This is a genomic window from Actinomycetospora succinea, assembly GCF_004363095.1.
In the GTDB taxonomy this organism is placed as follows: domain Bacteria; phylum Actinomycetota; class Actinomycetes; order Mycobacteriales; family Pseudonocardiaceae; genus Actinomycetospora; species Actinomycetospora succinea.
In genome coordinates this window covers 73752-99799 of record NZ_SNYO01000006.1, presented here as the reverse complement: position 1 = coordinate 99799, position 26048 = coordinate 73752, and the positions used below count along the sequence as shown (strand labels likewise).

Genomic DNA, 26048 nt, shown 5'->3' with positions numbered 1-26048 from the left:
CGACCGCCCAGCGTAGCGGCCGGGCGGGGCGCCGACCCCGGCCGGCTATTGACTTCTGAATTCAGAATACGTCACGGTGGACGTGGGCCGCATCACGTGGCGTGCATCACCGGAGTGCCCCGTCGCCCCGGTTCCACGCCGTCGATCCGTGCCCGGAACAGCAGACGGCGAGGAGGAGGACGGATGGCCCAGGGGTCAGCGCCCGTCGCGGATCTGGTGGCGCGGTTCTTCCGCGACCACGGGGTCCGGCGCGTGTTCGGGCTGCAGGGCGGCCACATCCAGCCGGTGTGGGACCAGCTCGCGCGGCTCGGTGTGCACATCGTCGACGTCCGCGACGAGGGCTCGGCCGTGCACATGGCGCACGCCCACGCGGAGCTGACGGGCGAGACCTCGGTGGCGCTCGTGACCGCCGGTCCCGGCGTCACCAACACCGTCACGGCCATCGCCAACGCCTCGATCAGCCGCGTCCCGCTGCTGCTCTTCGGCGGCTGCCCGCCCCGCCCGCAGGCCAACATGGGCCCGCTGCAGGACATCCCGCACACCGAGATCCTCGCGCCGGTCACGCGCCTGTCGCGCACCCTGCGCCAGCACGACCAGGTGCTGCGCGAGCTCGACGAGGCCTGGGCCCGCGCGTCCGGCGACCGCGGCGAGCCCGGCCCGGTCTACGTCGAGATCCCCACCGATGTGCTGCGCCAGGAGGTCCCGCCGGCGCTCATCACCGACGAGCACCTGCGCGCCAAGCCCCGCCGGCGCCCGCAGCCGCACCCCGACGACGTCACGGCCGTCGCCGACCTGGTCCGTCGCGCCGCGAAGCCGGCCGTCATCTCGGGGCGCGGCGCCCGCGTCACCGCGGGCGGGACACGCAGCGAAGCGGAGCTGGACCACGACAGCGCAGCCCTCGTGCGCTTCCTCGACGCCAGCGGCGCGGCGTACCTCGACACCCAGGAGTCGCGCGGGCTCGTGCCCGCCGACCATCCCGCGGGGGTCGGCTCGGCGCGCTCCGCGGTCATGCGCGACTGCGACCTGCTGATCACCGTCGGGCGCCAGCTCGACTACCAGCTCGGCTTCGGCTCGCCGGCGGTCTTCCGGAACGCGACGGTCGTGCGCATCGCCGACACCGCGAGCGAGCTGATCGACAACCGGCGCGGCGAGGTCGAGATCCTCGCCGACCCCGCGGCCGCGCTGGCGGCGATCACCACCGCCCTCGAGGACCACACCCCCGACACCGGCTGGCGCGACGAGCTGCGCGCCAAGCACGAGAAGCGCAGCTCGGAGTACAAGACGGCGATGGCCGAGGCGCCCGCGGGCTCCGACGGCCTCATGCACCCCAACCGCATCTTCGCCGCACTCGACGCCCTCGACGGCACCGCGATCGACCTCGGCGAGACGACCATGATCGCCGACGGCGGCGACCTGCTCTCGTTCGCGCGCCTGGGCATCACCCGCTGCGCGCGCTACCTCGACCCGGGCGCCTTCGGCTGCCTCGGCGTCGGGACGCCGTTCGCGATCGCCGCCGCGCTGGCCGACCCGGGACGCCCGGTCGTCACCGTCACCGGCGACGGCGCCTTCGGCATCTCGGCGACCGACATCGACACCGCGGTGCGGCACGGCGCGAAGATCGTCGTGATCGTCTCGAACAACGCCGCGTGGAACATCGAGCGCTATGACCAGCAGGAGAACTACGGGCTGGTCGTCGGCACCGAGCTCGCGTTCTCCGACTACGCGGCGCTGGGCCGCAGCCTCGGCGCGCACGGCGAGCGCGTCACCGACCCGGCCGACCTGCAGGACGCGCTGCGGCGCGCGCTGGAGAACGCGCCTGCCGTCGTCGACGTCGTCACCAGCCGCGACGCGCCCTCGCCCGACGCCGACAAGGGCCTGGGCTTCGTGCCCGACTACCAGGCCCTCACGCCGTGGAACGACGCCGAGATCGAGCGGAGGAAGGCCTGAGATGAGCGCGCAGATGGAGGAGTGGCACTTCCCGGCGGGCTACGACCAGAGCTACCTGCCCGACCCGTCCTCGCCGTACTGGTTCCCGCACCGCGAGACGATGGACCCCGAGGAGCGCAACGCCGCGGTGCTCGTGCGGCTGCGCGAGGTCATGGAGTACGCGTACGCGACCTCGCCGTTCTACCGGCGCAAGTGGGACGCCGAGGACCTCAAGCCCGCCGACATCACGTCGTTCGAGGCGTTCGAGCAGGTCCCGGTGATCCAGAAGGAGGAGATGCGGGCCGCGCAGCACGAGCACCCGCCGTTCGGCGACTACCTCTGCGTCGACGAGTCCGAAATCCACCACATCCACGGCACGTCGGGCACCACCGGCATGCCGACCGCGTTCGCGCTGGGCCGCCGCGACTGGGAGGTCATCGCCGACAACCACGCCCGCATCCTCTGGGGGATGGGCGTGCGGCCCGGCGACACGGTCTTCGTGGCCGCGCTGTTCAGCCTCTACCTGGGCTCGTGGGGCGCGATGGCCGGCGCCGAGCGGCTGCGCTGCCGGGTCCTGCCGTTCGGGGCGGGCGCGCAGGGCATGACCGCCCGCGCCGTCACCTGGCTCGCCCGCACGAAGCCGAAGGCGTTCTACGCGACGCCGTCGTACGCGCTGCGCCTCGCCGAGGTCGCCGCGCAGGAGAAGATCGACCCGAAGGACTTCGGGCTCGAGGTCATGTTCTTCTCCGGCGAGCCCGGCGCGTCGGTGCCCGCGGTGCGCGACGCGATCGCCGACGCGTTCGGTGCCCGCGTCGTCGACTGCGGGACGATGGCGGAGATGACGCCGTTCATGTCGGCGTCGGCCACCGACCGGACCCCGGACGGGATGCTGCTCTGGCAGGACATCGTCTGGCACGAGGTCTGCGACCCGACCACGTTCCGCACGGTGCCGTTCGGCTCCGAGGGGACGCCGGTCTACACCCACCTCGAGCGCACGTCGCAGCCGATGATCCGGCTCGCGTCCAACGACCTCACCCGCTGGGTGATGGAGGACAACCCCTGCGGGCGCACCTACCCGAAGCTGCCCGACGGCGTGTACGGCCGGATCGACGACATGATCCACATCCGCGGGGAGAACGTGTACCCGACGGAGGTCGACAACTTCCTGCGCGGCGTGGCGGACTACGGTGGCGAGCACCAGATCGTCGTGCGCCGCACCGGCTCGATGGACGAGATGATCGTCCGCGCCGAGTGCACCCTGCCCTCCGGGCAGCGTGACGACTTCGAGCGCCGCACCGGCTCCGGCCTGCAGTCCCTGCTCGGTGTCCGCGTGACCTTCGAGTCCGTCGACGCCCACACCCTCGAGCGCGCGGAGCACAAGTCCCGCCGCGTCGTCGACGAGCGCGAGCACACGAAGCGCTGATTCCCATGTGAGCGATTTCCTGCGCTATAGCGCAGGAAATCGCTCACGTCACCCACACGGACCCACCTTCAGCGGAGAGGGGAGAACGTCGTGAACAACGCCCTCGGGGAGAAGCCGGCACCGTTCGGCGCTCCGGAGACGACGGCCACGCCGGGGGAGGCGGGCGGGTTCTTCGAGACCGGCCGCCCGCGCCTCGGCGGCCTGCAGAACCCGGTCGGCTTCGACGCCACCCAGGCGGCGGTGATCGACGCGGCCGCGGACACGATCATCCCGCCGCACCCGGACTGGCCGACGGCGAGCGAGCAGGACCTCGTGACGTTCATGGGCCGCTACGTCACGCCGAGCGGCTACAAGAACAAGCACTTCCCGTTCGCGACCGAGGACGAGTTCAAGGCCGGGCTCGACCGCCTGGGGCAGGGGTTCGTCGATGGTTCCGTCGCCGACCGGACGGCCGCGATCGCGGCTCTCGAGAAGGCCGAGGATCCGCTCTTCGAGCAGCTGCGGGCGCTCGTCTACTACGGCTACTACTCGCGCCCCGTCGTGACCCTTGCGATCAACCGGAACCTCCCGGCCGGCCGCGACTACCACGGCCCGCCCCTGCCCTACGGCTACCTGCAGACCACGGAGCCCTGGGACGAGGAGCTGCTGACCCAGGCGCAGGAGAACGGCTCCTACCTCGAGACCGACGAGGTCGTCCGCGTCGACCTCTCCCAGCTGTCCTGGACGAAGTGAGGCGATCATGGCCGCATACGAGGAGACCGACGTCCTGATCATCGGTGCGGGGCCCGGCGGAGCCGGCATCGCGCTCAAGCTGGCCAAGGCCGGCGTGAAGGTCACCTGCCTGGAGCAGGGTCCGTGGGTCAAGCCGACCGACCACCCGCACTACCACGACGAGTGGGAGCTCGAGAAGCAGCGCGGGTGGGCCTACGACCCCAACGTGCGCCAGCTGCCGGAGGACTATCCGGTCACCGGCACGACGACGCCGTACATGATGAACAACGTCGGCGGCTCGACCGTGCACTACGCCGGCCACTGGCCGCGCTACAAGCCGGTCGACTTCCGCAAGGGCACCGAGCACGGTCTCGAGGGCACGATCGACTGGCCGATCTCCTACGAGGACCTCGCGCCGTTCTACGACGAGAACGACGAGATCTACGGCATCTCCGGGCGCATCGGTGACCCGTCCTACCCGGACCGCAAGCAGGCCGTCCGCGACCCCGAGGTGCTGCCCGGCAAGCTCGGCCTCAAGTACGCCAAGGCGTCGAGGGACCTCGGCTGGCACTGGTGGCCGTCGGACAACGCGGTCATCACGCAGCCGCGGGAGAACCGCGAGGCCGACCAGGCGATGGGCAACGAGCTCTCGGGCAGCCCGACGGGCTCGCTGTCCACCCCGGCGAACGCCCACTGGCCCTACGCGATCCGCCACGGCGCCGACCTGCGCACCAACGCCCGCGTCGAGACGATCAACGCCGACGGCGGCCGGGCCACCGGCGCCACGTATCTCGACCGCGTCACCGGGGAGCGCCACGAGATCCGCGCGAAGATCGTGGTGCTGGCGGCGAACGGGATCGGGTCCCCGCGCCTGCTGCTGCAGAGCGCGCAGAAGGGCCACCCCGACGGCCTCGCGAACTCGAACGGCATCGTCGGCAAGTACCTGATGCACCACGTGTTCGCGTTCTGCGATTCGTGGTTCGACGAGCCGATCGAGGGATTCAAGGGGTCGTTCGGCGCGCCCCTGTACTCGCACGAGTTCTACCACACCGACGTCAGCCGGGGATTCGTCAACGGATTCGGCATGCAGGTCGCGCGCAGTTTCGGCCCCGCCTACGCCGCGATGGGGACGCACACCGGCTACACGGCGCCGTGGGGCGAGAAGCACCGCGAGTTCTTCGACGGCCACTTCGCCAACCACCTCATGGTCTTCATGTTCGGCGAGGACCTGCCGGTGGAATCGAACCGGGTCACGCTCGACCCGGACGTGACGGACTCGTCGGGGCTGCCGGCCGCGCACGTCGACTACGCCCTGCACCCCAACGACATCGCGCTGGCCGAGTACGGCATCGACAAGATCTTCGAGGCCACGCGCGCGGTCGGGGCGACCGAGACCAACGACACCGGCGTGCTCTACCCGCCGCCGGGCTGGCACCTCATGGGCACCTGCCGGATGGGCAACACGCCCGACGACTCGGTGCTCAACAAGTGGTGCCAGACCTGGGACGTGCCGAACCTGTTCGTCGTCGACGGCAGCACGCTGACCACGGGTGCCGCGGTCAACCCGACCAGCACCATCGGCGCGCTCTCTCAGCGCACCGGCGAGTACATCCTGCGCAACATCGACCACATCACCGCGCAGAGGACGACGCCGAGCAACGCCGACGCGCCGACGATGTGATGGCCTCCGGCCATGTGAGTGCTTCGGGTCGCCCCGGCGACCCGAAGCACTCACATGGGCCGCAGGTCCCTCTACCATCGCCGCGATGAGGTACGAGGTCACCGACGACGACACCGCGGTCGCGCTCGGCAGCGGCGACGTCCCCGTGCTGGGCACGCCGCGCCTGATCGCCTGGCTCGAGGCGGCGACGGTGGCCGAGGCCGCCTCGAGCCTCGCCGACGGCCAGACGACGGTCGGCGCCGCGATCCGCGTGCGGCACCGCCGGCCCACGCCCGTCGGCGGCACGGTCGACGTCTACGCCACCCTGACCACCGAGGGCGACCGGCTGACCTTCGACGTCAGCGCCATCGACGGCGACGGCCACTACGTCGCCGACGGCGAGATCGACCGCGTCGTCGTGGACCGGGCGACGTTCCACTAGGGCGTTCCTGCGGCCGGGACGCGAGGTCGTGGCGCTCGTCGAGGACGTCCTCGCACTAGTGGAAGCGCTTCGGAAACCGAAGCATGTGGTTCGCCGCACCGGCTACCTCGAGCCGGTCAGGCACACTGTGGGCGTGGCGCTGGCGTGACCGGCGTGTCACGTGATCACCAGGCTGACGAGGAAGACACGACATTCGCGGTCGATGATCCCGAAGACGAGCACGGCACGTCCGGCTCCGAACGTCACGGTGCGTAGGCCGGTCGGGTTGGTCGCCACCCAGGGCCGGCCGACCGTCCACGGAGAGCGCTCGAGGGCCGTCCGCACCTCGAGGAAGTCCGCCGAGAGCTCCTCGGGCAGGGTGCCGACCGCCTCGTCGAGCGGGTCGACCTCATACATCGGGTCTAGAGCCCGGCCCTGGAGCGGGTCACCTCGAACGGTTCGTCGGCGGTCGCGGGCTCGCCGGTGGCGATCTCGGCGGCACGGTGGACCGCGCGACGGAAGCGGACCGGATCCGCCTGGACGAGCGCGACACGGCGCCAGTCCTCGACGAGCTCGAGGACCGGCGAGAGGTCAAGCGCTCCCCGGGCCTCGTCCAGCGCCGCCTCGTAGGCCGCGACGAACGTCGGGCGGTCCTCGGGCACCAGGAACGACCGGATCGTCGCCGGCGAGGCGCCGGGGAGCAGGGGGTGCTCCGTGGGGCCCACCGGCGCCGAGCTCGTCATGGCCCGACGGTAGCGGACGCCTCGGACGACGGGTGCCGGTTCACGGGACGATCGAGTCCACGTAACCGCCGTCGACGCGCACGGCCGCGCCCGTTGTGGCCGAGGCCAGCGGCGAGGCCAGGTACGTCACGAGGTGGGCGATCTCCTCGGGCTCGATGAGGCGCTGCAGCAGCGACTGCGGCCGATACTCGATCATGAACTTGCGCTGCGCCTCGTCCCACGGCAGCTCGTCGCCGACGAGCTCGCGCACGAACCCCTCGACACCGCCGGTGTTCGTCGGGCCCGCGATCACGGAGTTCACGGTGACGCCCGTGCCGGCCGCCTCCTTGGCGAACCCGCGGGACACGGCGAGCAGGGCCGTCTTCGACATCCCGTAGTGGATCATCTCGGCGGGGATGACGACGGCGGAGTCGCTGGCGATGTCGAGCACCCGGCCCCAGCCGCGGGCGGTCATGCCCGGCAGGTAGGTCCGGATGAGCCGGGTCGCGGCGAGCACGTTGACCTCGAAGTACCGCCGCCAGTCGTCGTCGGAGATCTCCAGGGCGGGCTGCGGGCCGAAGATGCCGAGGTTGTTGACCAGCACGTCGACGTGGGGCTCCCGCGCGGCGACCTCGTGGGCGCCCTCGGCCGTGGCCACGTCCGCGGCCACCCCGACGACCTCGCCGCCGGTCTCGTCGCGCAGCTCCGTCACGGCGGCGTCGACCCGCGGCGCGGTGCGCCCGTTGACCACCACCCGGGCGCCGGCGCGGGCCAGGTCGGCGGCGATGGCCCGCCCGATGCCCCCGGTCGACCCCGTGACCAGGGCGGTCCGTCCGGACAGGTCGAGCTGCATGGCGTCATCCTCCGCGGTCGTCGGCGTCGTCGGGTGGGGAACCGCCCGAGGGCCACGAAGCTTCCCGGACCGGGTCCTACACTCGGGGCCATGGCGGGGCGCATCCGGGACGCGGACATCGCGGAGGTGCGTGACCGCAACCGGGTCGACGAGGTCATCGGCGAGTACGTCGCGCTGCGCCGCGCCAGCGCGGGCTCGGTGAAGGGCCTCTGCCCGTTCCACGACGAGAAGACGCCCTCGTTCAACGTCCGCCCCACGCACGGCACCTTCCACTGCTTCGGCTGCGGCGAGGGCGGCAGCGTCATCGACTTCCTCATGAAGATCGAGCAGCTGGGCTTCGTCGAGGCCGTGGAGAAGCTCGCCGACCGCATCGGCTACCAGCTGACCTACGAGGGCGGCGGGTCGAGCGTCCAGAAGGACCGCGGCACCCGCGCGCGCCTGCTGGCCGCCAACAAGCTGGCCGCGGAGTTCTACGCCGAGCAGCTGCGGGCGCCGGGGGAGGCCCAGAAGGCGCGGGAGTTCCTCGCCGAGCGCGGGTTCGACCAGGCCGCCGCGCAGGACTTCGGCTGCGGGTTCGCGCCGTCCGGCTGGGACAAGCTCACCAAGCACCTGCTCGCCCAGGGCTACACGCTCGAGGAGCTCGAGAAGGCGGGCCTGTCGCGGCCCGGCCAGCGCGGGTACATGGACCGCTTCCACCGCCGGCTGCTCTGGCCGATCCGCGACCTCGGCGGCGACGTCGTCGGCTTCGGCGCGCGGCGGCTCTTCGACGACGACCGCATCGAGGCGAAGTACCTCAACACCCCCGAGACGCCCGTCTACCACAAGTCGAAGGTGCTCTTCGGGCTCGACAAGGCCAAGCGGGAGATCGCGAAGACCCGCCAGGCCGTGATCGTCGAGGGCTACACCGACGTCATGGCGATGCACCTCGCGGGCGTCACGACGGCCGTCGCGAGCTGCGGGACGGCGTTCGGCGACGAGCACGTCGCGGTGCTGCGCCGCTTGCTCATGGACGACTCGTTCGACCGCGGCGAGGTCATCTACGTCTTCGACGGCGACGCCGCCGGGCAGGCCGCGGCGCGCAAGGCGTTCGAGGGCGACCAGCAGTTCGCCACCCAGACCTACATCGCCGTCGCGCCCGACGACATGGACCCCTGCGACCTGCGCCAGGCCCGCGGCGAGGTGGCGCTGCGCGACCTCGTGGCCCAGCGCGCGCCGCTGTTCAGCTTCATCATCCGCGCGATCCTCGACGAGCACGACCTCGGCACCGTCGAGGGCCAGGTGGCGGCGCTGCAGCGCGCCGTGCCCGAGGTGGCCCGCATCCGGCGCGAGGACCTGCGCGACGGCTACGCCCGCCGGCTCGCCGGGTGGGTCGGCTGGTCCGACGAGGCGCAGGTGGTGCGCCGGGTGCGCGAGACCGCCGGCGCCCCGGCCGACGCCCCCGCCCGCCGCACGCCGCGCCGGGCCCCGCACGGGCGCGGCCACGGGAACGGCAACGGCTCCGGCGAGGGCCCCGCGCTGCCGGCCCGCGACGACCCGCGCCTGCGCGTGCAGCGCGAGGTGCTCAAGGCGGCGCTGCAGTCGCCGGCACTGGCCGGGCCGATGTACGACTCGCTGCCCGAGGACGCGTTCAACAACGAGGCCTACCTCGCGGTGCACCGGGCGGTGCTGGCCGCCGGGGGCACGTCGGCGGGCTGGTCGGGCTCGGCGTGGATCGACGCGGTCGGGCGCGAGGTCCCCGGCGGCTACCGCTCCCTCGTCCACGAGCTCGCCGTCGAGCCGCTGCAGACCCGCGAGAACGACGAGCACCGCTACATCACGTCGATGATGAGCGCGCTGCAGGGCACGCTGGTCGAGCGCCAGGTCTCGGAGATCAAGTCGCGGCTGCAGCGCCTGTCGCCGATCAGCGACGCGAACGAGTACCACGAGCTCTACGGCGACCTGGTCGCCCTCGAGCAGTACAAGAAGGCGCTGCGCAGCCAGGCGTCGGGCGCGGTGCCGCTGTGAGCGGCGTGTTCGACCGGCTGTCCGCCCTGCTCACCGGGCGCGAGCCGGTCCCCGAGGGCTTCACCGGCACGCTCGACGAGGGCGAGCGGGTGATCGCCGACGGCCGCGGGCCGCGCGGGTCGATCGTGCTCGCCACCGACCTGGGGCTCTGGCTGCCGCCCGCCGCCTCGGGGGAGGGCGCGCACCGCGTGCCCTGGCACCTCGTCACCAAGGCCACGTGGGCCTCCGGGGCGCTCGTCGTCGTCGAGGCCGACGAGGTCGAGGAGCTGGCCGGCGGGGTCGTCGTCCTGGCCGACCGGGCGCCGCGCCGCGTGCCGCTCACGGAGCCGGGCCGCGTGCCCGAGACCGTGCACCACCGGGTCACCGCGGCGGTCAAGGACAGCCAGCACCACGACCTGGGCGATGGTGAGAGCGAGGGCGGCGCCTGGTTCGTCCAGCGCCGCGTGCCCGGCGACGGGATCGTCCTGCACGTCCGCCCCGACCCCGGCACCGACCCGGAGGTCGTGCGCTCCGTGGCGGCGGGTGTGGGGGAGAAGATCCGGGACGCCCAGAGACACACACGGTCGTGACCCTGACCTGGGATCCGGCTCTCTACCGGCGCCACGACGACCACCGCGCGCGCCCGTTCCTCGACCTCGTCGCCCGCGTCGGCGCGCGCGACCCGCGCGAGGTCGTCGACCTCGGCTGCGGGCCCGGGCACCTCACCGGCGTGCTGGCGCAGCGGTGGCCGGGTGCGCGGGTGCGGGCCTCGGACGCGTCCCCGCACATGGTCGCGGCGGCGCGCGAGATCGGGGTCGACGCCGAGCAGGCCGACGTCCGCGACTTCGCCCCGGGCGCCGCGACCGACGTCGTCGTGTGCAACGCGGTGCTGCACTGGGTGCCCGAGCACCGCGAGCTCCTGGACCGCTGGGCGACGGAGCTGCCCGCCGGCGGCTGGCTCGCGGTGCAGGTGCCGGGCAACGAGCGGTCGCCCTCCCACGTGATCGCGCGGGACCTCCTGGCGAGCCCGGCGTGGGCCGGCGTCGTGCCGGAGGGCCTGCCCGCCTACGGCGTCGGCACCCCCGAGGAGTACGCCCGCCTGCTGGCGGCGGCGCGCCCCGGCGGCGTCGTCGACTGCTGGGAGACGACGTACCTGCACCCACTGACCGGGGACGACCCGGTGGGCGACTGGATCGCGGGCACCACCCTGCGCCCGGTGCGCGACGTGCTCGACGACGCCGGGTGGGAGCGCCTGCGCGCGGAGCTGGCGCCCCGGCTGCGCGACGCCTACCCACCCGACGACGCCGGCGTGACCTGGTTCGGGTTCCGCCGGGTGTTTGCCGTGCTGGGCTCGTGAGGCCTCTGGGCGCCTGAGTCAGGCCCCCGAGCCGTTGGCGGTGGCCCGACCCGGCGCGGAGGGCTGCCCGCTCTCGGGCCCGCCCGACGGCGCCACCTTCTCCTTGGCGATCGCGACGCCCGTCTGCACGGCCTCGCCGGCCTTCGCGCGGGCGACACCGGCCGCGCCCTGCACGCTCGGGTGATCGGCCACCTGGCGGTAGGCCCGCGCGATCTGCTCGTAGCGCTCGCGGCCGGCCCGCGTCCCGAGGACGTACCCCACGCCGGCACCCAGCAGGAACGGGATGATCTTCATGCCTTCTCCTCCCCGACGTCTCGTTCTGCCCATCCTGCCCCACCCCGTGCGGAAAGGCGGTGGGGCCCGTGAGGTAGCGTGTCACCGTCCGAACGCGAGCCGTCCCGGACGCAGCGGTCCTCCGTAGCTCAATCGGCAGAGCATTCGACTGTTAATCGAAGGGTTACTGGTTCGAGTCCAGTCGGAGGAGCCCCGAAGCCCCAGGTCAGCACGCTGACCTGGGGTTTTCTCGTTTGTCGTGGAGAATCCGGGGTGTGGGCTATCTCCTCGACAACGGCCAGGTCCAGGCCGGGAGCCGGTTCGAGGCCCTCGGCGAGCTGTTCGACGCCTCGACGTTCCGGCACCTGGACGCGCTCGGCGTGGGGCCCGGTGCCTCGTGCTGGGAGGTCGGCGCGGGCGGGCGGAGCGTCCCGGACGGGCTCGTCGAGCGCGTCGGGCCCGGCGGCCGGGTGATCGCCACCGACGTCGACACATCGTGGCTCGGGGCCTCCGGCGCGGTGCTCGAGGTCCGGCGCCACGACGTCGGGACCGAGCCACCGCCCGCCGAGGGGCTCGACCTCGTGCACGCCCGGCTGGTGCTCACCCACGTCCCGGCGCGGGACCGGGCCCTCGCGACGATGGTCGCGGCCCTGCGTCCCGGCGGGTGGCTCGTGGTGGAGGACGCCGACCCGGCCCTGCAGCCCCTGCTCTGCCCGGAGGACCGCGGCCCGGCCGAGCAGCTCGCCAACCGCCTGCGCCGGGGCTTCCGGACGCTGATGGCGGGTCGCGACGCCGATCTCGCGCTCGGGCGGACCCTGCCGCGGCGGCTGCGCGAGCACGGCCTCGTCGACGTCGCCGCCGACGCCTTCTTCCCGATCGCCGGGCCGGCGTGCACCGCGCTGGAGATCGCGACCGTCGAGCAGATCCGCGGGCGCCTCGTCGACGGTGGCGTGGCGACGGACGACGACGTCGACCGGCACCTCGACAACCTCCGCGCCGGCCGCCTGCCCGACCTCGCGACGTCACCGATGGTCACCGCATGGGGACGGCGAGCTCGCTGATCTTGCCGGAGGATTGGGCAGGTCGAGTGAACCCGTACCCGTGTCGAGTGAACCTCGGCGTGGACCCCTGGTGCCCGGCGGGCTGTCCGGGCACGCTCCGTCCTGAGCCGGTGAGTGCCCCGGCGAACCGGTGCCCCGGGGGGCGCCGACGGCGAGGTGGTGGGCCGGACCAGGCAGCTGGGGAGCGGGCCCCCGGCCCACCATCTTCGCGACTCCTCGCTCCGCGCGGCTCGTCCTAACCCGGTGTCGACGTCGGTGTCGACGTCGCGGTCGGCGCCGTGCTCGTGGTCGGCGCCGGCGTGGTCGTGGGCGCCGGTGTGGTCGTCGTCGGCCCGGAGCGCGGGTTGGTCAGCGCGGCCGGGCAGGTGACGGACTTGCTCACCCCGGCGCTCGGGGCGCTCGTCCACGTCCCGGCGGTCGCCGTGACCGTCACGGTGATCTCGATGTTCAGCGTCGTGGTCGTCGTGACCGTCGTCGAGGTGCCGGACACGGTCTTGGGTGCCGGCACACCCAGGTTGAGGGGGCGCGCCGAGGTGACCGTGTACGTCCCGGCGCCGCTCACCGCGTTCCAGCTCACGGGGATCGTCGCGGTCGTGACGAGGCCGGCGGTGGTGCAGGTGATGGCGCCGATCGCGACGCCTCCGGGCACGCCGATGCTCCCCGCCTTCGCCGTCGCGGTCCCGCTGTTCCGGGAGAGCCACGCCGCGGTGGCCACGCCGCTGCCCGCGAGCAGCAGCGTGACGACCACGGCGACGACCAGGGCGAGGCCCGGCCGCCTCAGGCGCTGGTGATCGCGACGGTCACGGGGATGGTGAAGGTCGCGTTCTGGCATCCGTTCTCCGAGGCGCTCGTCATGGAGGCCGCATTGGGAAGGGTCAGGGTCGCCGAGCCGTTCGCGGCGATCGCCGTGCCCGGCGTGGCGGTGGTCAGGCTGACCCCGGTGGTCGCGCACGTCCCGGTCCCGCCGGCGGCCGTCGGCGCCCCATTGGCGGCCACGGACGTCACGGTGACGGGGTAGACGTTCGGGTTGTTGACGGTGATCTTCACGTCGCCGCTGGTCCCGGGGTAGAGCAGGTTCGCGGTGACCGCCGTCCCGGGGACGGCGGTCGTCGTCGGTGCCACGGCCTGCCCTCCCCGGGACGTCGCGGTGCCGCCGCCGCTGGACAGCCAGGCGGCCGAGGCGAGCCCGGCGCCCAGCAGCACGGCGACGGCGACACCGGTGACCCCGACGGCCGGCAGGCGACGGACCCACCAGCGCCAGGGCCCGCGGCGCTGCGACGACCAGCGGGCGCGTCGTCCGGCCACCGCTCAGCCGGCCGCGGAGGCCAGGCTCGCGGTGAGCGGCAGGACGAAGCTCTGGTTCTGGCAGGCGTTGTCGGGGTTGCCGATCATCTTCGCCGTCAGCGTGTAGGTGCCGGTGGCGCCCGGGGCGATCGTGCCCGACGGGTTGGTCAGGCCGGCGGTCGTGACGGTGCCCGCTGGGCAGTTGCCGGTGGTGGCGTTGGAGCTCCCCGGCGAGATCGACGCCACGATCACGGGGTAGGCGTTCGGGTTGTTGACGGTGACCGTCGCGGTCGTGGTCGCACCCGGGTACAGCCCGGCCGCTCCGGTCGCCGGCGTGATGGTCGAGTTGACGGCCTGGGTCGAGCTGCCCTCGGCCGTCCCGGCGCCGCTGGAGAGCCATGCGGCGAGCGCGACGCCCGCGACGCAGGCCAGGGCGATACCGCCCGCGACGGCGCCGAGGCGCCTCTTGTTCTTGGTTTCCACGGCGGACACTCCTCTCGGACGTCGGTCCTTCTCCGACGTTCGAGCGAGGAATGCTCCATTCGGCCTAGTGACTAATCGGCTCGCCGCCGCCGTTCACCGGATCGATGGGCGTGCCGTTGCCGATCTCCCCGGACGGGCGACGCTGGACGCGGTACAGGCGTTGCGCCCCGCGGACACCCTTGAACTTGCGCGGGGCCGCCGCGCGGAAGACGAACGGCGGGTCCTGCGGCGCCGCGGCGACCACCGCGTCGCGGACCGCCGCCGTGATCGTCACGTGGTCCGGGCGCGCGGTCTCGGTGACGCGGCTGGCCAGGTTGACCGGCGGGCCGAACCAGTCGCCCGCGTGCGGCACCCCGACGCCCTTCGCGACGCCGACCCGCAGCGCGGGGCGTCCGTCCCCCTCGCTCGACCAGGCATCGACGAGGTCGAGCGCGGCCGTGACCAGCAGGGTCGGGTCGGGTGAGACGAGCATGACCGCGTCGCCGATCGTCTTGGCCAGGCGCACCGGCCACGCCGACACCTCGGTGGCGCACGCGGAGAGCATCTCGGCGACCTCGCTGAGCTCGACCGCCGAGACCGACTCGCCGAGGTCGGTGAAGCCCACGAGGTCGGCGAAGCAGACCGTCACCTCCTGCGCGCCGCGCAGCCGGCCCGCGCTCGACTCCTCGACGGCGAGGGCGTGCGAGCGGATGCGGTCGGCGAGCGCCGCGGCCACGAGGTGGACCAGGTGCAGGGAGTCGTCCTCGACGATCCGGCGGGCCTCGGTGGCGTAGCGCAGGGCCATCTCCGGCTCCGGCTCGCCGGGCTGCAGCAGTGCCTCGCCGAGCAGCCCGCCGAGGGCGTCGGCGATGTTGAGCACGCCGCGCCCGATGGCCCGGACGACCGGCATCATCTCCTCGTCGGAGAACCCCAGGCTGCGGTAGCGGTGGATCCGCTCGGCGATCTCGACGTCCTCGTCGGTGTAGATCGGCTCGTCGGGGTCCGGGGCGAGCGGGCGCCCGAGCGCCTGGAACCAGCGGCGCACGACCTCGATGTCGATGTCGGCGACCCGGCAGACGTCGTTGAGGGAGTGCCCGTCCTCGGGACGCAGGGTGCGCTCGAGCAGCAGCAGGCCGAGACGGTCGCGGTCGATCGCGTCGCGCATCGCGTCGATGTCGACGCCGTCCGCCGCCAGCGACTCGAGGACCGAGACGCGGGTGCGCCGCGCGTCGCCGGTCAGCCCCTCGAGGAGGCCGGCGCGGTCGTAGTCGCCCTCGGCCATCACCGACCGGATCCGCGCCGGGATCGGCAGCGATGACCGGTGACGCGGCGGCACTTGCTCATGGTGCCAGGGGGCCAGGACCCGGACATCTCGTGGCGGGACTCCGTACCGTGGCGGGTCGGGAGACAGGGAGGACCCATGACTGGCGGCCCACGCCTGCTGGCCACGAGCGACCTGCACGCCAACCGCTCGGACAACGAGGACCTCGTCCGCGAGCTGCACCCGACCCACCCCGGCGACTGGCTGATCGTCGCGGGCGACGTCGGCGACCGCGTGGGCACGGTCGCGTGGGCCCTGGAGATCCTGGCCGAGCGCTTCGCGCAGGTCATCTGGGTGCCGGGCAACCACGAGCTGTGGACCCCGCCCGGCGACGAGGTCGAGCTGGTCGGACCCGCCCGCTACGACCACCTCGTCGAGGTCGCGCGCGGCCTCGGCGTCCTCACGCCCGAGGACCCGTGGCCGGTGTGGGAAGGCGACGGCGGCCCGGCGCTCGTGTGCCCCATGTTCGTGCTCTACGACTACAGCGTCCGGCCGCCCTCGATCCCGGACGACTGGTCGAACGAGGCGGCGCTCGAGGTCGCCCGCGAGGCCGGGGTGGTCTGCACCGACGAGTACCTCATGTCGTCGGACCCGTTCCCGGACGCCGCCGCGTGGTGCGCCGACCGCCTCGCCCGCACCGAGGCCCGCCTCGCGCAGCGCCCGGCGGGCATGCCGACGGTGCTCGTCAACCACTGGCCGCTGACCCCGCACCCGACGCGCATCCTGCGGTACCCGGAGTTCGCGCTGTGGTGCGGCACGACCGCGACCGCCGACTGGCACAAGCTCCACGACGCCGCGGTCCTCGTCTACGGCCACCTCCACATCCCGCGCACGACCGTCGAGGACGGCGTGCGCTGCGAGGAGGTCTCGGTGGGCTACCCGCGCGAGTGGCAGCGCCACGGCCTCGTCCGCGGCGCGCTGCGCGAGATCCTCCCGGGCCCGGCCGGTGACGGGCCCGACCCGTTCACCGCCTGGGCGGCGGAGCAGAGCGCAACGTGGGCACGGACATGAGCGACGTGACCACCGGTGTCGCGGCCCTCGACGCCGTCCTGCCTGACGCCGTCGTCACCGCGGCGCGCACCGACGACGACCCGCACGCCGTCCTCCCGCCCGAGGAGGAGCCCGCGGTCGCGAAGGCGGTCGCGTCCCGCCGGGCGGAGTTCACGACGGCGCGCGGGTGCGCGCGCGACGCGCTGGCCCGGCTCGGGGCGCCGGCGGTGGCGATCCCGGTGGGGGAGAAGCGGTCCCCGGTGTGGCCGGACGGCGTCGTCGGCGCGATCACGCACTGCGCCGGCTTCCGGGGCGCCGCGGTGGCGTGGCGCGACGCCGTCCGCACGGTCGGGCTCGACGCCGAGCCGCACGTCGCCCTGCCCGACGGCGTCCTCGAGGCGGTGTCGGACACCGGCGAGCAGGCGGTGCTCGCGTCGCTCGGTGCCTCGTCGCCGGACGTGCGGTGGGACAAGCTCCTGTTCAGCGCCAAGGAGAGCGTCTACAAGGCGTGGTTCCCGCTGACCGGGACGTGGCTGGGCTTCGAGGACGCCGAGCTCGTGCCCGCGCTCGACGGGACGTTCCGCGCGTCGCTGCGCGTGCCGGGGCCCGTGGTCGACGGCGTCGAGGTGTCCGGGTTCGAGGGTCGCTGGGTGGTGCGGGACGGCCTGGTGATCACGGCCATCGCCGTCCCGGCGCGGGGGGTCTGATGCGCAACGAGGGGTTCTGGGAGAGCTACGAGTCGGTGGTCGAGCAGCGCATCCGCGACGCCCAGGACGAGGGCAAGTTCGACGGGCTGCGCGGCGCGGGCAAGCCGCTGCGCGGGCGCAACCGGCCGGACGACGAGAACTGGTGGCTGCGCTCCTACCTCGAGCGCGAGGGCATCCCGAACGACGTCCTGCTGCCGACCCCGCTGCGCCTGCGCCGCGAGATCGACCGGCTGCCCGAGACCGTCCGCGACATGGAGACCGAGCGCGAGGTCCGCGACACCGTCGCCGCCCTGGCCGGACGCGTCGCCCAGTGGCTGCGGTTCCCCGACGGGCCCCAGGTGTCGGTGTCGATGCCGCGTGCCGACGACGTCGTGGCGCGGTGGCGTGCGGACCGGGCGTCGGCGTCGGTGCCGGCTCCGGAGGCCCTGCCCGAACCCGGTGGGCGACGGTCCCGGCTGCGCGCGTGGCTGCGGCGCCGCCGCGGCTGATCAGCCGGCGCGCGGGGCGCGGGGCAGGTCGACGACCGTGCCCGGCGCGCGGGCCGGGGTGTCGTCGACGCCGGCCGGCGGCGCCTCGCGGTCGCGCTCCCGCTCCCCGGGGCGGCGTGACGGGGCGAGCGGGACGACCGTCGCCGCGCCGATGCCGTGGTAGCGCTCGGGGGTGCAGGTCAGCACGATCACCTGGGCCGCGCCGTCGGCCGCGGTCGCCGCGGTGAACACCGCGCCGAGGCGGGACAGGCGCTCCGGGTCGGTGTGGCCGAGCGCGTCGTCGATGACGACCGGCACCCCGTCGGACGGGTCGACGAGCGCGGCGCACGCCAGCCGCGCGCACAGGCCGAGCTGCTCCTGGGCGCCGCTGGACAGCGCCGCGAAGGCGACCGTGGTGCCGTCGAGCGTGCGGTGGGTGATCCGCAGGTCCTCGTCGATCTCCAGGGACAGCGAGGACCCGAAGACGATGCGCGCCAGCCGCTCGACCTGCGCCCGGAACGGCGCGACGTAGGAGCGCCGCACGCGCTCGCGGTGCCGGGCGAGCGTGTCGTGCAGGCGCTGCGCGGCGGCGGCGCGGCGGGCGACGGCGTCGTGGTCGCGCACGGCGGACTCGAGCTCGGTGGCCGCGGCGGCGTGCTGGTCGTGCCAGCCCTCGAGGCCCGCGGCCTGCAGGCGCCCGGTGGTCTCGGCGTGCTCGCGCTCCAGGCGGGTGGCCTCGCCGGCGAGGCGCTCGTCGACCGCGCGGGCGTTGACGACGCGCACCTCCACGGTGTCGGGGTCGTCGTCGGCGAGCGCGGCGGCCAGCGACTCGTGCTCGCGCTCCGCCTCGCGCGCCTGGACCAGGCGCTCGTCCTCGGCGGCGGCGAGGTCGGCGTCGGCCTCCGCCTCGCGGGCCGCGCGCAGCTCCTCGGCGCGGCGGGCGTGGGCGTGGCGGGCGTCGGCGGCGCGCTCGGTGAGCACCGCGGCGCGGGTGTCGGCGTCGCGCACCGCGTCCTCGGCGGCCCGGCACGCGGCGGCGGTCTCGTCCGCCCGGCGCGCGGCCGCGTCGCCGGCCTCGCGCGCGGCGTCGGACGCGCGGCGCAGCGCGGAGACGTCGGCCTGCGGGGCGGGCTCGGCGAGGCTGAACAGGTCGGCGGGTCCGGTCTCGCCGAGCCGCTCCCGCACCGCGTCGTGCGCGGCGCGCAGGGCGGCGGCGTCGCCGTGGCCGGCGAGCTCGCGGGCGAGGGCCGCCCGGTGCTCCTCGGCCCGGCGCGCGGCGTCGTCGGCGCCGCGGCGGGCGGCGCGGGCGGCCTCGAGATCGGCGACGCCGAGGTCCTCGCACCGCTCCGCGAGCTCGCGGGCCCGCTCGCGCACCGCGTCGTCGCGGCCGGCCTCGTCGAGCCCCGGCCGGACGCGCACCTCGAGCACGCCGGGCAGCGACACCGCCCGCGAGCCGGCCACCGGCAGCGTGCGGGTCTCGCCGGGCGCGAGCATCACCGTCTCGCCGTCGACCTCGACCGTCAGGGCCTCCGGCGCCGTCAGCTCGACGCGCGCGGCCGCGGCGTCGCGCGCGGCCTCGGCGCGCATGAGGTCGCGGGCGAGGTCCTCCAGGTCGGCCAGGTCGTCGGCGTCGACGGTGGTGGCGGCCAGCACCCGCTCGGCGCGCTGGAGCCCGGCCGTGGCGTCCTCGACCCGGCGCAGGCGTTCGGCGAGGTCGGCGAGCTCGGCACGGTCCCGGGCGGCGGACACGGCACGCGCCGCCTCGTCGGCCTGCTGGCGCGCCGCGGTGGACGCCTCGCGCGCGGCGGCGTCGGCGGTGCGGCGGGCCTCGCGCTCGTCGCGGGCCGCGGCGTGCTCGTCGGCGTGGGCGGCGAGCGCCTCGGTGGCCTGCGTGACCACCGCGGCGTCGGCGTCGACCGCCCCGACCAGCGCGTCCCGGGCCTCCCGGCGCTCCCGGGCGGCGTCGGCGCGCTCGCGGGCGAGCACGGCGCGCCCGCGGGCGGTCTCGACCTCGCGCAGGCGTGACTGCAGCCCCGCCCACCGGTCCTCGAGCTCGGCCACCTCCGCCGCGTGGGCGCGCCGGCGGGTGCGCACCGCGGCGGCGTCGGCGTCGAGCCGGTCGCGGGCGGCGACGTCGCGCTCGACGGCCTCGAGGGCGGCGCGGCAGCGCTCGTACTCGGTCTCGGCGGCGGCGAGGCGCACCTCGGCGGTGCGCAGCTCGCCGGTGGCCCGCCCGCTGGGGGTGCGGTAGCGGCGCAGCTCCTCGACCGCCCGCTCGACCAGTCCGTCGTCCACGCTCGGGTCCGGACGCGGCGCCGTGCCACCGGTGCCCCCGGAGGCAGCCCGGTCGAGCGCGCGGGTGAGGGCGTCCTGGCCGCCGAGGTCGGCCTGCCCGACGGCGGTGTGCTGCTCGACGCGCAGGCCGCGCCACAGCACGCGGTCCATCGTCTCGTCGAGGATCGCCGACACCCGGGCGTGCGCGTCGGCGCCCGTGAGCTGCTCGGCCGCGGGGGCGATGACCGTCAGCTCGGTACGCGGGCGGCGCAGCCAGCGCTTGCGGTAGACGAAGCGGTAGGGCCCGGTGGAGACCTCGGCCTCGACCTCGGGCCCGGCGTCGACCCCGGCGGGCTGCGCCTGACGGATCTCCAGCCGCCGCGACGAGTCGGCGGCGTCGAAGAGCAGGTCGAGCGCGGCGACCGTGGAGGTCTTGCCCACCTCGTTGTCGCCCTGCAGCACGGTGACCCCGCGCTCGGCGAGCGTGACCTCGCGGTCGTGCACGCCGCGGAAGTCGCGCAGGCGAATGCGGTGCAGCCTCATCGGGGCGTCCCCACCAACCGGTGCAGCAGGCGCAGGGCGTCGCGGGCCTCGTCGTCGGCCGCTCCGCCGGGAGAGGCGGCCGCGAACAGCTCCGACGCGGCGTCGGCGGCGAACCCGTGCAGGTCGAGATCGTCGAGGTCGGCGTCGTCGGGGACCGTCGCCAGCTCGGAGTGCTGAGCGAGCACCTCGACCGCGGCGAACGCGTGGTCGTGCGCGGCGAGCAGGTCGTCGAGCCGGCTGCGCTGGCGCAGCGACACCGTCCCGACCAGCGCGAGCCGCACCGCGGTGCGCTCCTTCTCGGGGTGGGCGGCGAGCCACGCGTCGAGCGCCTCGAGGTCCTCGTCGGTGTCGAGGCGCGCATCGTGGCGCAGGAACCGCCAGCGCCCGACCGTCTCGATGACGACCTGCGCGGCCCGGTCGTCGAGGTCGACGACGAGGACGTGGCCGGGGTCGACCTCGTCGAAGTCGGTGACCTCCGGCGTGCCCGCGTGGCGGATGCGGTCGTCGGCGTCGTCGGTCCACGCGGAGTGCCGGTCGCCCAGCGCCACGTAGTGCACGCGGCCGTCGGCCAGCGCGGCGAGCACCCCGTCGCGGCGGATGCGGGCCGGCTCGTCGTCGTCGGGGTCGAGGACGTCGAGCTCGCCGTGCCCGGCCAGCACCCGCAGCGTGCCCGGCGACGCGGGCCCGAGGGCGGCGAGCTGCTCGCCGACCAGGTCGGTGAGCGGGTGCTTGGAGCGCCACGGGGCCGCGACGACCTCGACGCCCGGCGCGACCTCGTGCACCCCCGGCGTGTCCAGCACCGTGACGTACGGCGGGCAGCGGCGGACGAAGTCGGGCCGGCGGAACACGCACGCGGCGTCGGCCGGGTCGTGGTTGCCGGGCAGCAGCAGGACCGGCGTGCGGAAGGACCCGAGCGCCTCGCAGGCGCGGGCGACGACGTCGGGCCCGACGAGGTTGGACTCGAACACGTCGCCGCAGACCAGCACGAAGTCCGCCCCGCGCTCGTCGGCGAGACGCCCGAGCGCGGACACGGCGTCGAGCCGGGCCTGCGCGAAGCGCGCCTGGGCCTCGCCGGTGAGCCCGCCGGCGGCCTCCTTGGGCGGGCGGGCCCCCAGGACCCGGCGCGTCATGCCGAGCTGCCAGTCGGCGGTGTGCACGAACCGCACGCGCGCCTCCCTCCACTGCTCGACCCTGGACCGTAGAACGGTCCCGCCGCCCGGACGGGCAGCGACACGGGGTTCGACGCAGCGAGACCCCGATCGGTTCCGTGCCGATCCGATGACCTCAGGTCAGAGGAAGTGTCGCGACCGCCTCGAGGCCGCCACGGGCGCCGGAGCGTTCCACGCGCAGGCGGGCGTCGCGGCCGGTGACCTCGAGCGTCGAGACGGCGTTGCCGAACCACGGGCCGCCCACCGTCGACCAGTCCAGCGGCAGGTCACCGAGACCGGCCGCGCGCGACACCCGGTTCAGCGCGCCCGTGAGACGCCGCCACCAGCCGAGCGCGAACACGTACTCCATGAACCACGGGACGCCGTTGCGCACCGGCGAGCAGGTCAGCTGGTAGACCCGCGAGCGGGTGGGGGAGGGCCAGCGCGCCTCGGCGGCGTAGCTGTGGTGGACGTCGCCGGAGAGCACGCAGACCGTCGCGGGCGACGAGGGTCCGGAGGCGACGCCGCGGACGAGGTCGGCGAGGCGGTCGAACGACGCGCGGAAGGCCGGCCAGTGCTCGAGGTCGACGGCCTGGCGCACGGTCTCGGCGAGCTTGCTGCCCCGCGCGGCGGCCCACTCGTCGAGCGACTGCACGTGGCTGACCGCGGGCGGCATCAGCCAGGGGATCGACGACCCGATGAGCAGGTGGTCGACCTCGCCGTCGGTGGCGCTCTCCTCGATCCAGGCGAACGAGTGGTCGTTGATCATCAGGCGGTCCTGGGCGTTGAGCACCCGGGCGCAGCGCGTGTCGACCATGAGCAGGCGCGTCCGGCCCAGGTCCCAGCGGTAGCTCCACCGCACGCCGGTCGGCTCGCCGACCTCGGCGTCGGCGCGGGCGGCGAAGTCCGCGAGCAGCTCGTAGACGTCGCCGTCGGCCTCGCGCACCTTGCGGTAGAGCGGGTCGGCGTCGCGCGTGGCCGGGTCGAGGTTGCCGAGGTGCTGGTAGACCCAGTACGACGCGAGCCCCGCCCGGATGCGCTGGGGCCACCACGGCTTCGAGGCCATCTCGTCGCGCCAGACCTGCGAGGTGTTCCAGTCGTCGCGGATGTCGTGGTCGTCGAAGATCATGGCGGTCGGCACCGTCGAGAGCAGCCACCGCAGCTCCCGGTCGCTCCACGACTCGCTGTAGAGGTGGGAGTACTCGCCGAAGTCCGCGATCTCGAGCCCGGGCCCGTTCGGGTCCTCGGGGTCGCGGTTCGCGCGGATCCACCGCTCGGTGCGCGGCGTGATCTCGTCGGCGTAGACCTGGTCGCCGAGCAGGCACAGGGTGTCGGGCAGGACGGTCGCCGGGTCGTCGGCGTCGGCGACCTCGTCCATCAGCCGCGTCGCGAAGGCGTCGAGCGCGTCGATGCCGAGCGACGCCTCGAGCTCGGGGTCGTCGGTCGGGGGGTAGCGGCACGAGCCGAACACGAACCGCAGGCGCCCGGTGTCGTCCGCCTCGGCGCGGGTGCGCAGGTAGCTCGGCGGCGTCCCGGTGCCCTCGAGCGGCCAGACGAGCTCGCCGTCGAGGCGGACCTCGTAGGGCCGGCAGGTCCCGGGTTCGAGGCCCTCGACGACGACGAGCGCGTAGTGCTGCCCGCACACCTCGAACGTGGGCGCGCTCGCGCCGAGCACCTCGACGGTGCACGACGCCGTCGTCTCCACCCAGACGGTCGCCGTGGTGGTGCCGACGTGGCGCAGCAGGGGACCGAGCTCCAGGGACGTCACCCCTCCTCCCTACCCCACCCGGCCGATCCGCCCACGCCCGACCGGCGTGATCAGTCCGAGCGGTGGGTCAACTGCTCCAGGCGGCTCTGGACCTGGTCGAGGCGCGCCTGCAGCAGGGCCACCTCGGCGGAGAGCAGCGGCACGATCGTGGCGTCGTCGACCTCGGCGCCGACGCCCGCGAGCGGGGCGAGGGTGTCGTCCAGGGCCTCCTCGGCCCGCACCGGCACGTTCCCGCAGAGCACCCCGAACGCCTCCGGCGTGACGACCGGCCGCGGGCCGGCGCACAGCCCGCACACCGGGTGCAGCCGCCGCCACCCCACGACGCCGGGCCCGCCGTCGGCGAGCGCGGTCGCCGGGCGCCCGCAGCCGCACCGGCCGAGGCGCACCGAGCGCACGGTCTGGCGCGCGTAGCGCAGGCCGAGCTCGTAGCGGACGAACCGGCCCGACGCCGCGATCTCGAGCAGCACGCAGTGCTGGTACTGCGGGTCGCACGCTAGGTCGCGGGCGTCGGACAGGGCGTGGAAGCAGTAGAACCCGCAGTCGCACCACGACGACGGGCACCGGTGGCGCGGGCTCTGGATGCACACGGCGTCGGCGACCGCCCCGTAGACCTGCGAGCGGCCGAGCGCGACGCCGTTGAACCCTCCGCGGCGCGAGTCCGCGGAGATCATCGGGTAGGCGATCTTGTACCCGGTCAGCGGCCCTTCCGGCCGCGGGCGGTGTCTACCGATCGACCAGCTGCTCGGCCGGCTCACGGTGCTCCGTGGTGGTGATCTCGCGCGTCTCCTCGACCTCCGTCGTCTCGGGTGGCGCGGGCGGGTCCTCGGCGATGCCGGCGGAGAGTCGACGTCCCAGGCGCATAGCGGCCTCCGAGCGGTCCGGGTGAGATCGGTGTGACGTGCCTCCAGGGTCGTCGGCGAACCCCTCGATGTCCAGGCCCGTGACGCGCGGAGGGCCCGGGTCGTCGTCGACCCGGACCCTCGCGTGAGCTGCTGTCGTACTGCCTACTCGGCGGCCTCGAGGCCCAGGTCGTCCAGCACCGCACCGACCTCGGCCTCGGTGGCCGCGACGTCCTTGTCGAGCTGGTGGGCGTACGGCGCGAGCTCGACCGCGTTGGCGGCCGGGGCGGCGAAGCCGGTGACCGCCGCGGGGACGGCGACGGCGGCGAACGCGAGGCGCATCGTGCTCTTCTTCATGAGGGTCCTTCCCGATCAGGACTGGGGAGCTGCCCGGGCCGAATTGACCCGGACGGCGGAACCATCGCCGCCCTTCGCCTGCCGATTCAACTCAGAACGGCCGAATCCGGCACTCGGTAACGAGATCATCACGAGGCGTCGTCGAGCCCTGGAGCGATGGGACACCGATCCCGCACCTCCAGGCCCCCTCCGGCGGCGCGCGGGAGGATCTCCGCGATGTCACGGCGACGTCACGGGCGGACACGTGGACGTCATCGGCGCGGCGCGGACGAACCCGGGATCCGGCGCGCGGGGGTGTCGTACGCTTCGCCCGGTCGTGGACGCCCGGCGGGAGTGCACGACGCCCGGGGGGCAGTAGCTCAGCTGGTCAGAGCAGCGGACTCATAATCCGTCAGGTCGTCGGTTCGAGCCCGACCTGCCCCACCATCCCCGCAGGTCAGCGACGTGCGCGATCATTTCAAGCAAGATCGATCCCCACTCTTTCCCCACTTATTCCACGCTTTCGCTGTCGTTGCCTGATCCGTAGGCCGCGTCGAAGGCCTCGGCGGCGTCGCGCCCCTCGGCGCGCTTGTCCATGTAGACGTCCTGTGTGATCGAGGGCCGGGCGTGGCCGATGTGCCCGGCGATGGCGCGAGCGGAGAGCCCGGCTTGGTCGAGGACGGTCGCCGCCGTCTTGCGGAAGACGTGGCTGGTGACCCACTCGTAGCCGGCCGCGTCGAGAGCATCCCGGAGCCGTGCTCCGGTGTTCTGTGGGTCGCGCCAGGACTTCCGGCCGAGGGCGTGGCCGCGTGAGTTCGGGAAGACCATCGAGCTGGGCATCACATCGTCAGGGCGGCGCTCGGCGAGGCACTCGAGCAGGAAGCCCGGCAGCGGCAGGACCCGTTGCGCTGCGAAGGTCTTGCCCTCGTGGCGGACCAGGCCGACACGTCGAACACCGAGAACCCGCTCGCTCACCGGACACCACCAGCGATCAGGGCCGGCGCTGGCGCGCCGGCGTGGCCCGGCCCTGCCGGGCCACGCCTCCCCGCACCCCCAATGACTGCGTCGGGGGCGGGGCGGCGGACCCGGCCGGGCCAGACCACCAGCCGGACAGCGACAGCGACGACCTCGACCACAGCGGGCACCGTGAGCAGCACGGGACTCGGCCTCCGGCGGCCAGGCGCTCCGCCCTGGACCAGGGCACCGACCTCAGGAGAGCCCACCCGTACGACGAGCTCCAGGACGTGGGAGTGGTGGTCGGGGCGGGGCCTCACCCACGACGACGCGCCCGAGGGCTGCCAGACCGCCCGCACAGCCGCAAGCGCCACCAGACAGCGTGAGCGCCGGTCATCGATGGACGGGGCGCTTGCACCCGCACGAGCGGCCTGGCAGGGCAGAGCTCGCGCCGCCGAGGGAGAGACCCCGCTTCTCACTGCTCGGGTGACGGTTGGCCAGCGGGCATCTCGGCCGCACGGACCCGGGTGTCCGAACGCCATCGCCAGCAGAAGCGTGAGTAGAA

The 26048-nt window shown here is 74.3% G+C and carries 26 protein-coding genes and 2 tRNA genes; 14 read left to right on the top strand and 14 right to left on the bottom strand.

What is annotated here, in order from left to right; translation table 11 throughout:
• The first annotated feature begins 183 nt into the window (after positions 1–183).
• The 5 genes from EV188_RS20625 (at position 184) to EV188_RS20605 (ending at position 6162) form a co-directional block, all read left to right on the top strand.
• Complete coding sequence (locus tag EV188_RS20625; RefSeq protein WP_133828190.1) at positions 184–1947, top strand: thiamine pyrophosphate-binding protein; 1764 nt, start codon at positions 184–186, stop codon at positions 1945–1947.
• A gap of 1 nt (position 1948) precedes the next feature.
• Entirely contained in the window at positions 1949–3349 is a 1401-nt protein-coding gene (locus EV188_RS20620; protein WP_133828189.1) for a phenylacetate--CoA ligase family protein, read from the top strand.
• Positions 3350–3439: 90 nt separating this feature from the next.
• On the top strand, positions 3440–4081 hold the full coding sequence (locus EV188_RS20615) for a gluconate 2-dehydrogenase subunit 3 family protein (RefSeq protein ID WP_133828188.1): 642 nt from the start codon (positions 3440–3442) through the stop codon (positions 4079–4081).
• Between the two features lie 7 nt (positions 4082–4088).
• Positions 4089–5741 carry a GMC family oxidoreductase gene (locus EV188_RS20610; RefSeq protein WP_133828187.1) on the top strand — a complete coding sequence of 551 codons (1653 nt, stop codon included), beginning with the start codon at positions 4089–4091 and terminating at the stop codon, positions 5739–5741.
• Between the two features lie 85 nt (positions 5742–5826).
• Positions 5827–6162, top strand: coding sequence for a thioesterase family protein (locus EV188_RS20605; RefSeq protein WP_133828186.1), 336 nt, complete (start codon positions 5827–5829; stop codon positions 6160–6162).
• A 156-nt stretch (positions 6163–6318) separates the two neighbouring features.
• On the opposite strand, the gene EV188_RS20600 is transcribed toward EV188_RS20605, so the two are convergent.
• Genes EV188_RS20600 through EV188_RS20590 form a run of 3 tightly spaced genes read right to left on the bottom strand, consistent with a single transcriptional unit; the run spans position 6319 to position 7716 of the window.
• Positions 6319–6558 (bottom strand): hypothetical protein, encoded by a 240-nt coding sequence (locus EV188_RS20600; protein ID WP_133828185.1) that lies wholly within the window; start codon positions 6556–6558, stop codon positions 6319–6321.
• A gap of 5 nt (positions 6559–6563) precedes the next feature.
• The gene (locus EV188_RS20595; protein ID WP_133828184.1) at positions 6564–6884 is read right to left on the bottom strand and encodes a DUF6247 family protein; all 321 of its coding nucleotides are present in this window, start codon (positions 6882–6884) and stop codon (positions 6564–6566) included.
• Between the two features lie 40 nt (positions 6885–6924).
• Positions 6925–7716 carry an SDR family NAD(P)-dependent oxidoreductase gene (locus EV188_RS20590; protein WP_133828183.1) on the bottom strand — a complete coding sequence of 264 codons (792 nt, stop codon included), beginning with the start codon at positions 7714–7716 and terminating at the stop codon, positions 6925–6927.
• Positions 7717–7806: 90 nt separating this feature from the next.
• On the opposite strand from EV188_RS20590, the gene dnaG reads away from it, so the two are divergent.
• The 3 genes from dnaG to EV188_RS20575 are packed head-to-tail and all read left to right on the top strand — an operon-like array spanning position 7807 to position 11056.
• Positions 7807–9720 (top strand): DNA primase, encoded by a 1914-nt coding sequence (dnaG, locus tag EV188_RS20585; protein WP_133828182.1) that lies wholly within the window; start codon positions 7807–7809, stop codon positions 9718–9720.
• On the top strand, positions 9717–10289 hold the full coding sequence (locus tag EV188_RS20580; RefSeq protein WP_133828181.1) for a hypothetical protein: 573 nt from the start codon (positions 9717–9719) through the stop codon (positions 10287–10289). Before dnaG ends, EV188_RS20580 begins: the two co-directional genes overlap by 4 nt.
• On the top strand, positions 10286–11056 hold the full coding sequence (locus EV188_RS20575; protein WP_243741872.1) for a trans-aconitate 2-methyltransferase: 771 nt from the start codon (positions 10286–10288) through the stop codon (positions 11054–11056). Before EV188_RS20580 ends, EV188_RS20575 begins: the two co-directional genes overlap by 4 nt.
• An 18-nt stretch (positions 11057–11074) precedes the next feature.
• On the opposite strand, the gene EV188_RS20570 is transcribed toward EV188_RS20575, so the two are convergent.
• A complete protein-coding gene (locus EV188_RS20570) occupies positions 11075–11350 on the bottom strand; it encodes a hypothetical protein (RefSeq protein WP_133828180.1) in 276 nt (91 codons plus the stop codon).
• A gap of 117 nt (positions 11351–11467) precedes the next feature.
• Here EV188_RS20570 and EV188_RS20565 point away from each other — a divergent pair.
• Positions 11468–11540: transfer RNA gene (locus EV188_RS20565), tRNA-Asn, on the top strand.
• Between the two features lie 64 nt (positions 11541–11604).
• Complete coding sequence (locus EV188_RS20560; protein ID WP_243741871.1) at positions 11605–12390, top strand: methyltransferase domain-containing protein; 786 nt, start codon at positions 11605–11607, stop codon at positions 12388–12390.
• Between the two features lie 235 nt (positions 12391–12625).
• Here EV188_RS20560 and EV188_RS20555 read toward each other — a convergent pair whose 3' ends face one another.
• From EV188_RS20555 to EV188_RS20540, 4 genes are all read right to left on the bottom strand, one after another.
• A complete protein-coding gene (locus EV188_RS20555; protein ID WP_133828178.1) occupies positions 12626–13138 on the bottom strand; it encodes a hypothetical protein in 513 nt (170 codons plus the stop codon).
• 29 nt (positions 13139–13167) lie between these two features.
• Entirely contained in the window at positions 13168–13695 is a 528-nt protein-coding gene (locus EV188_RS20550; protein ID WP_243741870.1) for a hypothetical protein, read from the bottom strand.
• A gap of 3 nt (positions 13696–13698) precedes the next feature.
• Entirely contained in the window at positions 13699–14157 is a 459-nt protein-coding gene (locus EV188_RS20545) for a hypothetical protein (RefSeq protein WP_243741869.1), read from the bottom strand.
• Positions 14158–14221: 64 nt separating this feature from the next.
• A complete protein-coding gene (locus tag EV188_RS20540) occupies positions 14222–15472 on the bottom strand; it encodes an adenylate/guanylate cyclase domain-containing protein (RefSeq protein WP_133828177.1) in 1251 nt (416 codons plus the stop codon).
• Positions 15473–15556: 84 nt separating this feature from the next.
• Here EV188_RS20540 and EV188_RS20535 point away from each other — a divergent pair, with 84 nt between their 5' ends.
• The 3 genes from EV188_RS20535 to EV188_RS20525 are packed head-to-tail and all read left to right on the top strand — an operon-like array spanning position 15557 to position 17642.
• Positions 15557–16468, top strand: coding sequence for a metallophosphoesterase family protein (locus tag EV188_RS20535; protein WP_133828176.1), 912 nt, complete (start codon positions 15557–15559; stop codon positions 16466–16468).
• Positions 16465–17154, top strand: coding sequence for a 4'-phosphopantetheinyl transferase family protein (locus tag EV188_RS20530; RefSeq protein WP_133828175.1), 690 nt, complete (start codon positions 16465–16467; stop codon positions 17152–17154). The genes EV188_RS20535 and EV188_RS20530 overlap by 4 nt, the downstream gene beginning before the upstream one ends.
• Positions 17154–17642 (top strand): DnaJ family domain-containing protein, encoded by a 489-nt coding sequence (locus EV188_RS20525; protein ID WP_133828174.1) that lies wholly within the window; start codon positions 17154–17156, stop codon positions 17640–17642. The genes EV188_RS20530 and EV188_RS20525 overlap by 1 nt, the downstream gene beginning before the upstream one ends.
• Here the strand turns inward: EV188_RS20525 and EV188_RS31825 are convergent, their stop codons facing one another.
• The 5 genes from EV188_RS31825 to EV188_RS20500 form a co-directional block, all read right to left on the bottom strand.
• Positions 17643–20438, bottom strand: coding sequence for an AAA family ATPase (locus EV188_RS31825; protein ID WP_166659996.1), 2796 nt, complete (start codon positions 20436–20438; stop codon positions 17643–17645). It lies immediately after the preceding gene.
• Positions 20435–21604, bottom strand: coding sequence for a metallophosphoesterase family protein (locus EV188_RS20515; protein WP_133828173.1), 1170 nt, complete (start codon positions 21602–21604; stop codon positions 20435–20437). Before EV188_RS20515 ends, EV188_RS31825 begins: the two co-directional genes overlap by 4 nt.
• A 118-nt stretch (positions 21605–21722) precedes the next feature.
• Positions 21723–23354, bottom strand: a complete 1632-nt coding sequence (locus EV188_RS20510; protein WP_133828172.1) for an alkaline phosphatase D family protein — start codon at positions 23352–23354, stop codon at positions 21723–21725.
• A 50-nt stretch (positions 23355–23404) separates the two neighbouring features.
• Entirely contained in the window at positions 23405–24109 is a 705-nt protein-coding gene (locus EV188_RS20505; protein ID WP_133828171.1) for a hypothetical protein, read from the bottom strand.
• A gap of 249 nt (positions 24110–24358) precedes the next feature.
• Complete coding sequence (locus tag EV188_RS20500) at positions 24359–24550, bottom strand: hypothetical protein (protein WP_133828170.1); 192 nt, start codon at positions 24548–24550, stop codon at positions 24359–24361.
• A 348-nt stretch (positions 24551–24898) separates the two neighbouring features.
• On the opposite strand from EV188_RS20500, the gene EV188_RS20495 reads away from it, so the two are divergent.
• Positions 24899–24976: transfer RNA gene (locus EV188_RS20495), tRNA-Ile, on the top strand.
• Positions 24977–25039: 63 nt separating this feature from the next.
• On the opposite strand, the gene EV188_RS20490 is transcribed toward EV188_RS20495, so the two are convergent.
• Entirely contained in the window at positions 25040–25504 is a 465-nt protein-coding gene (locus EV188_RS20490; RefSeq protein WP_166659995.1) for a tyrosine-type recombinase/integrase, read from the bottom strand.
• Positions 25505–26048 lie beyond the last annotated feature (544 nt).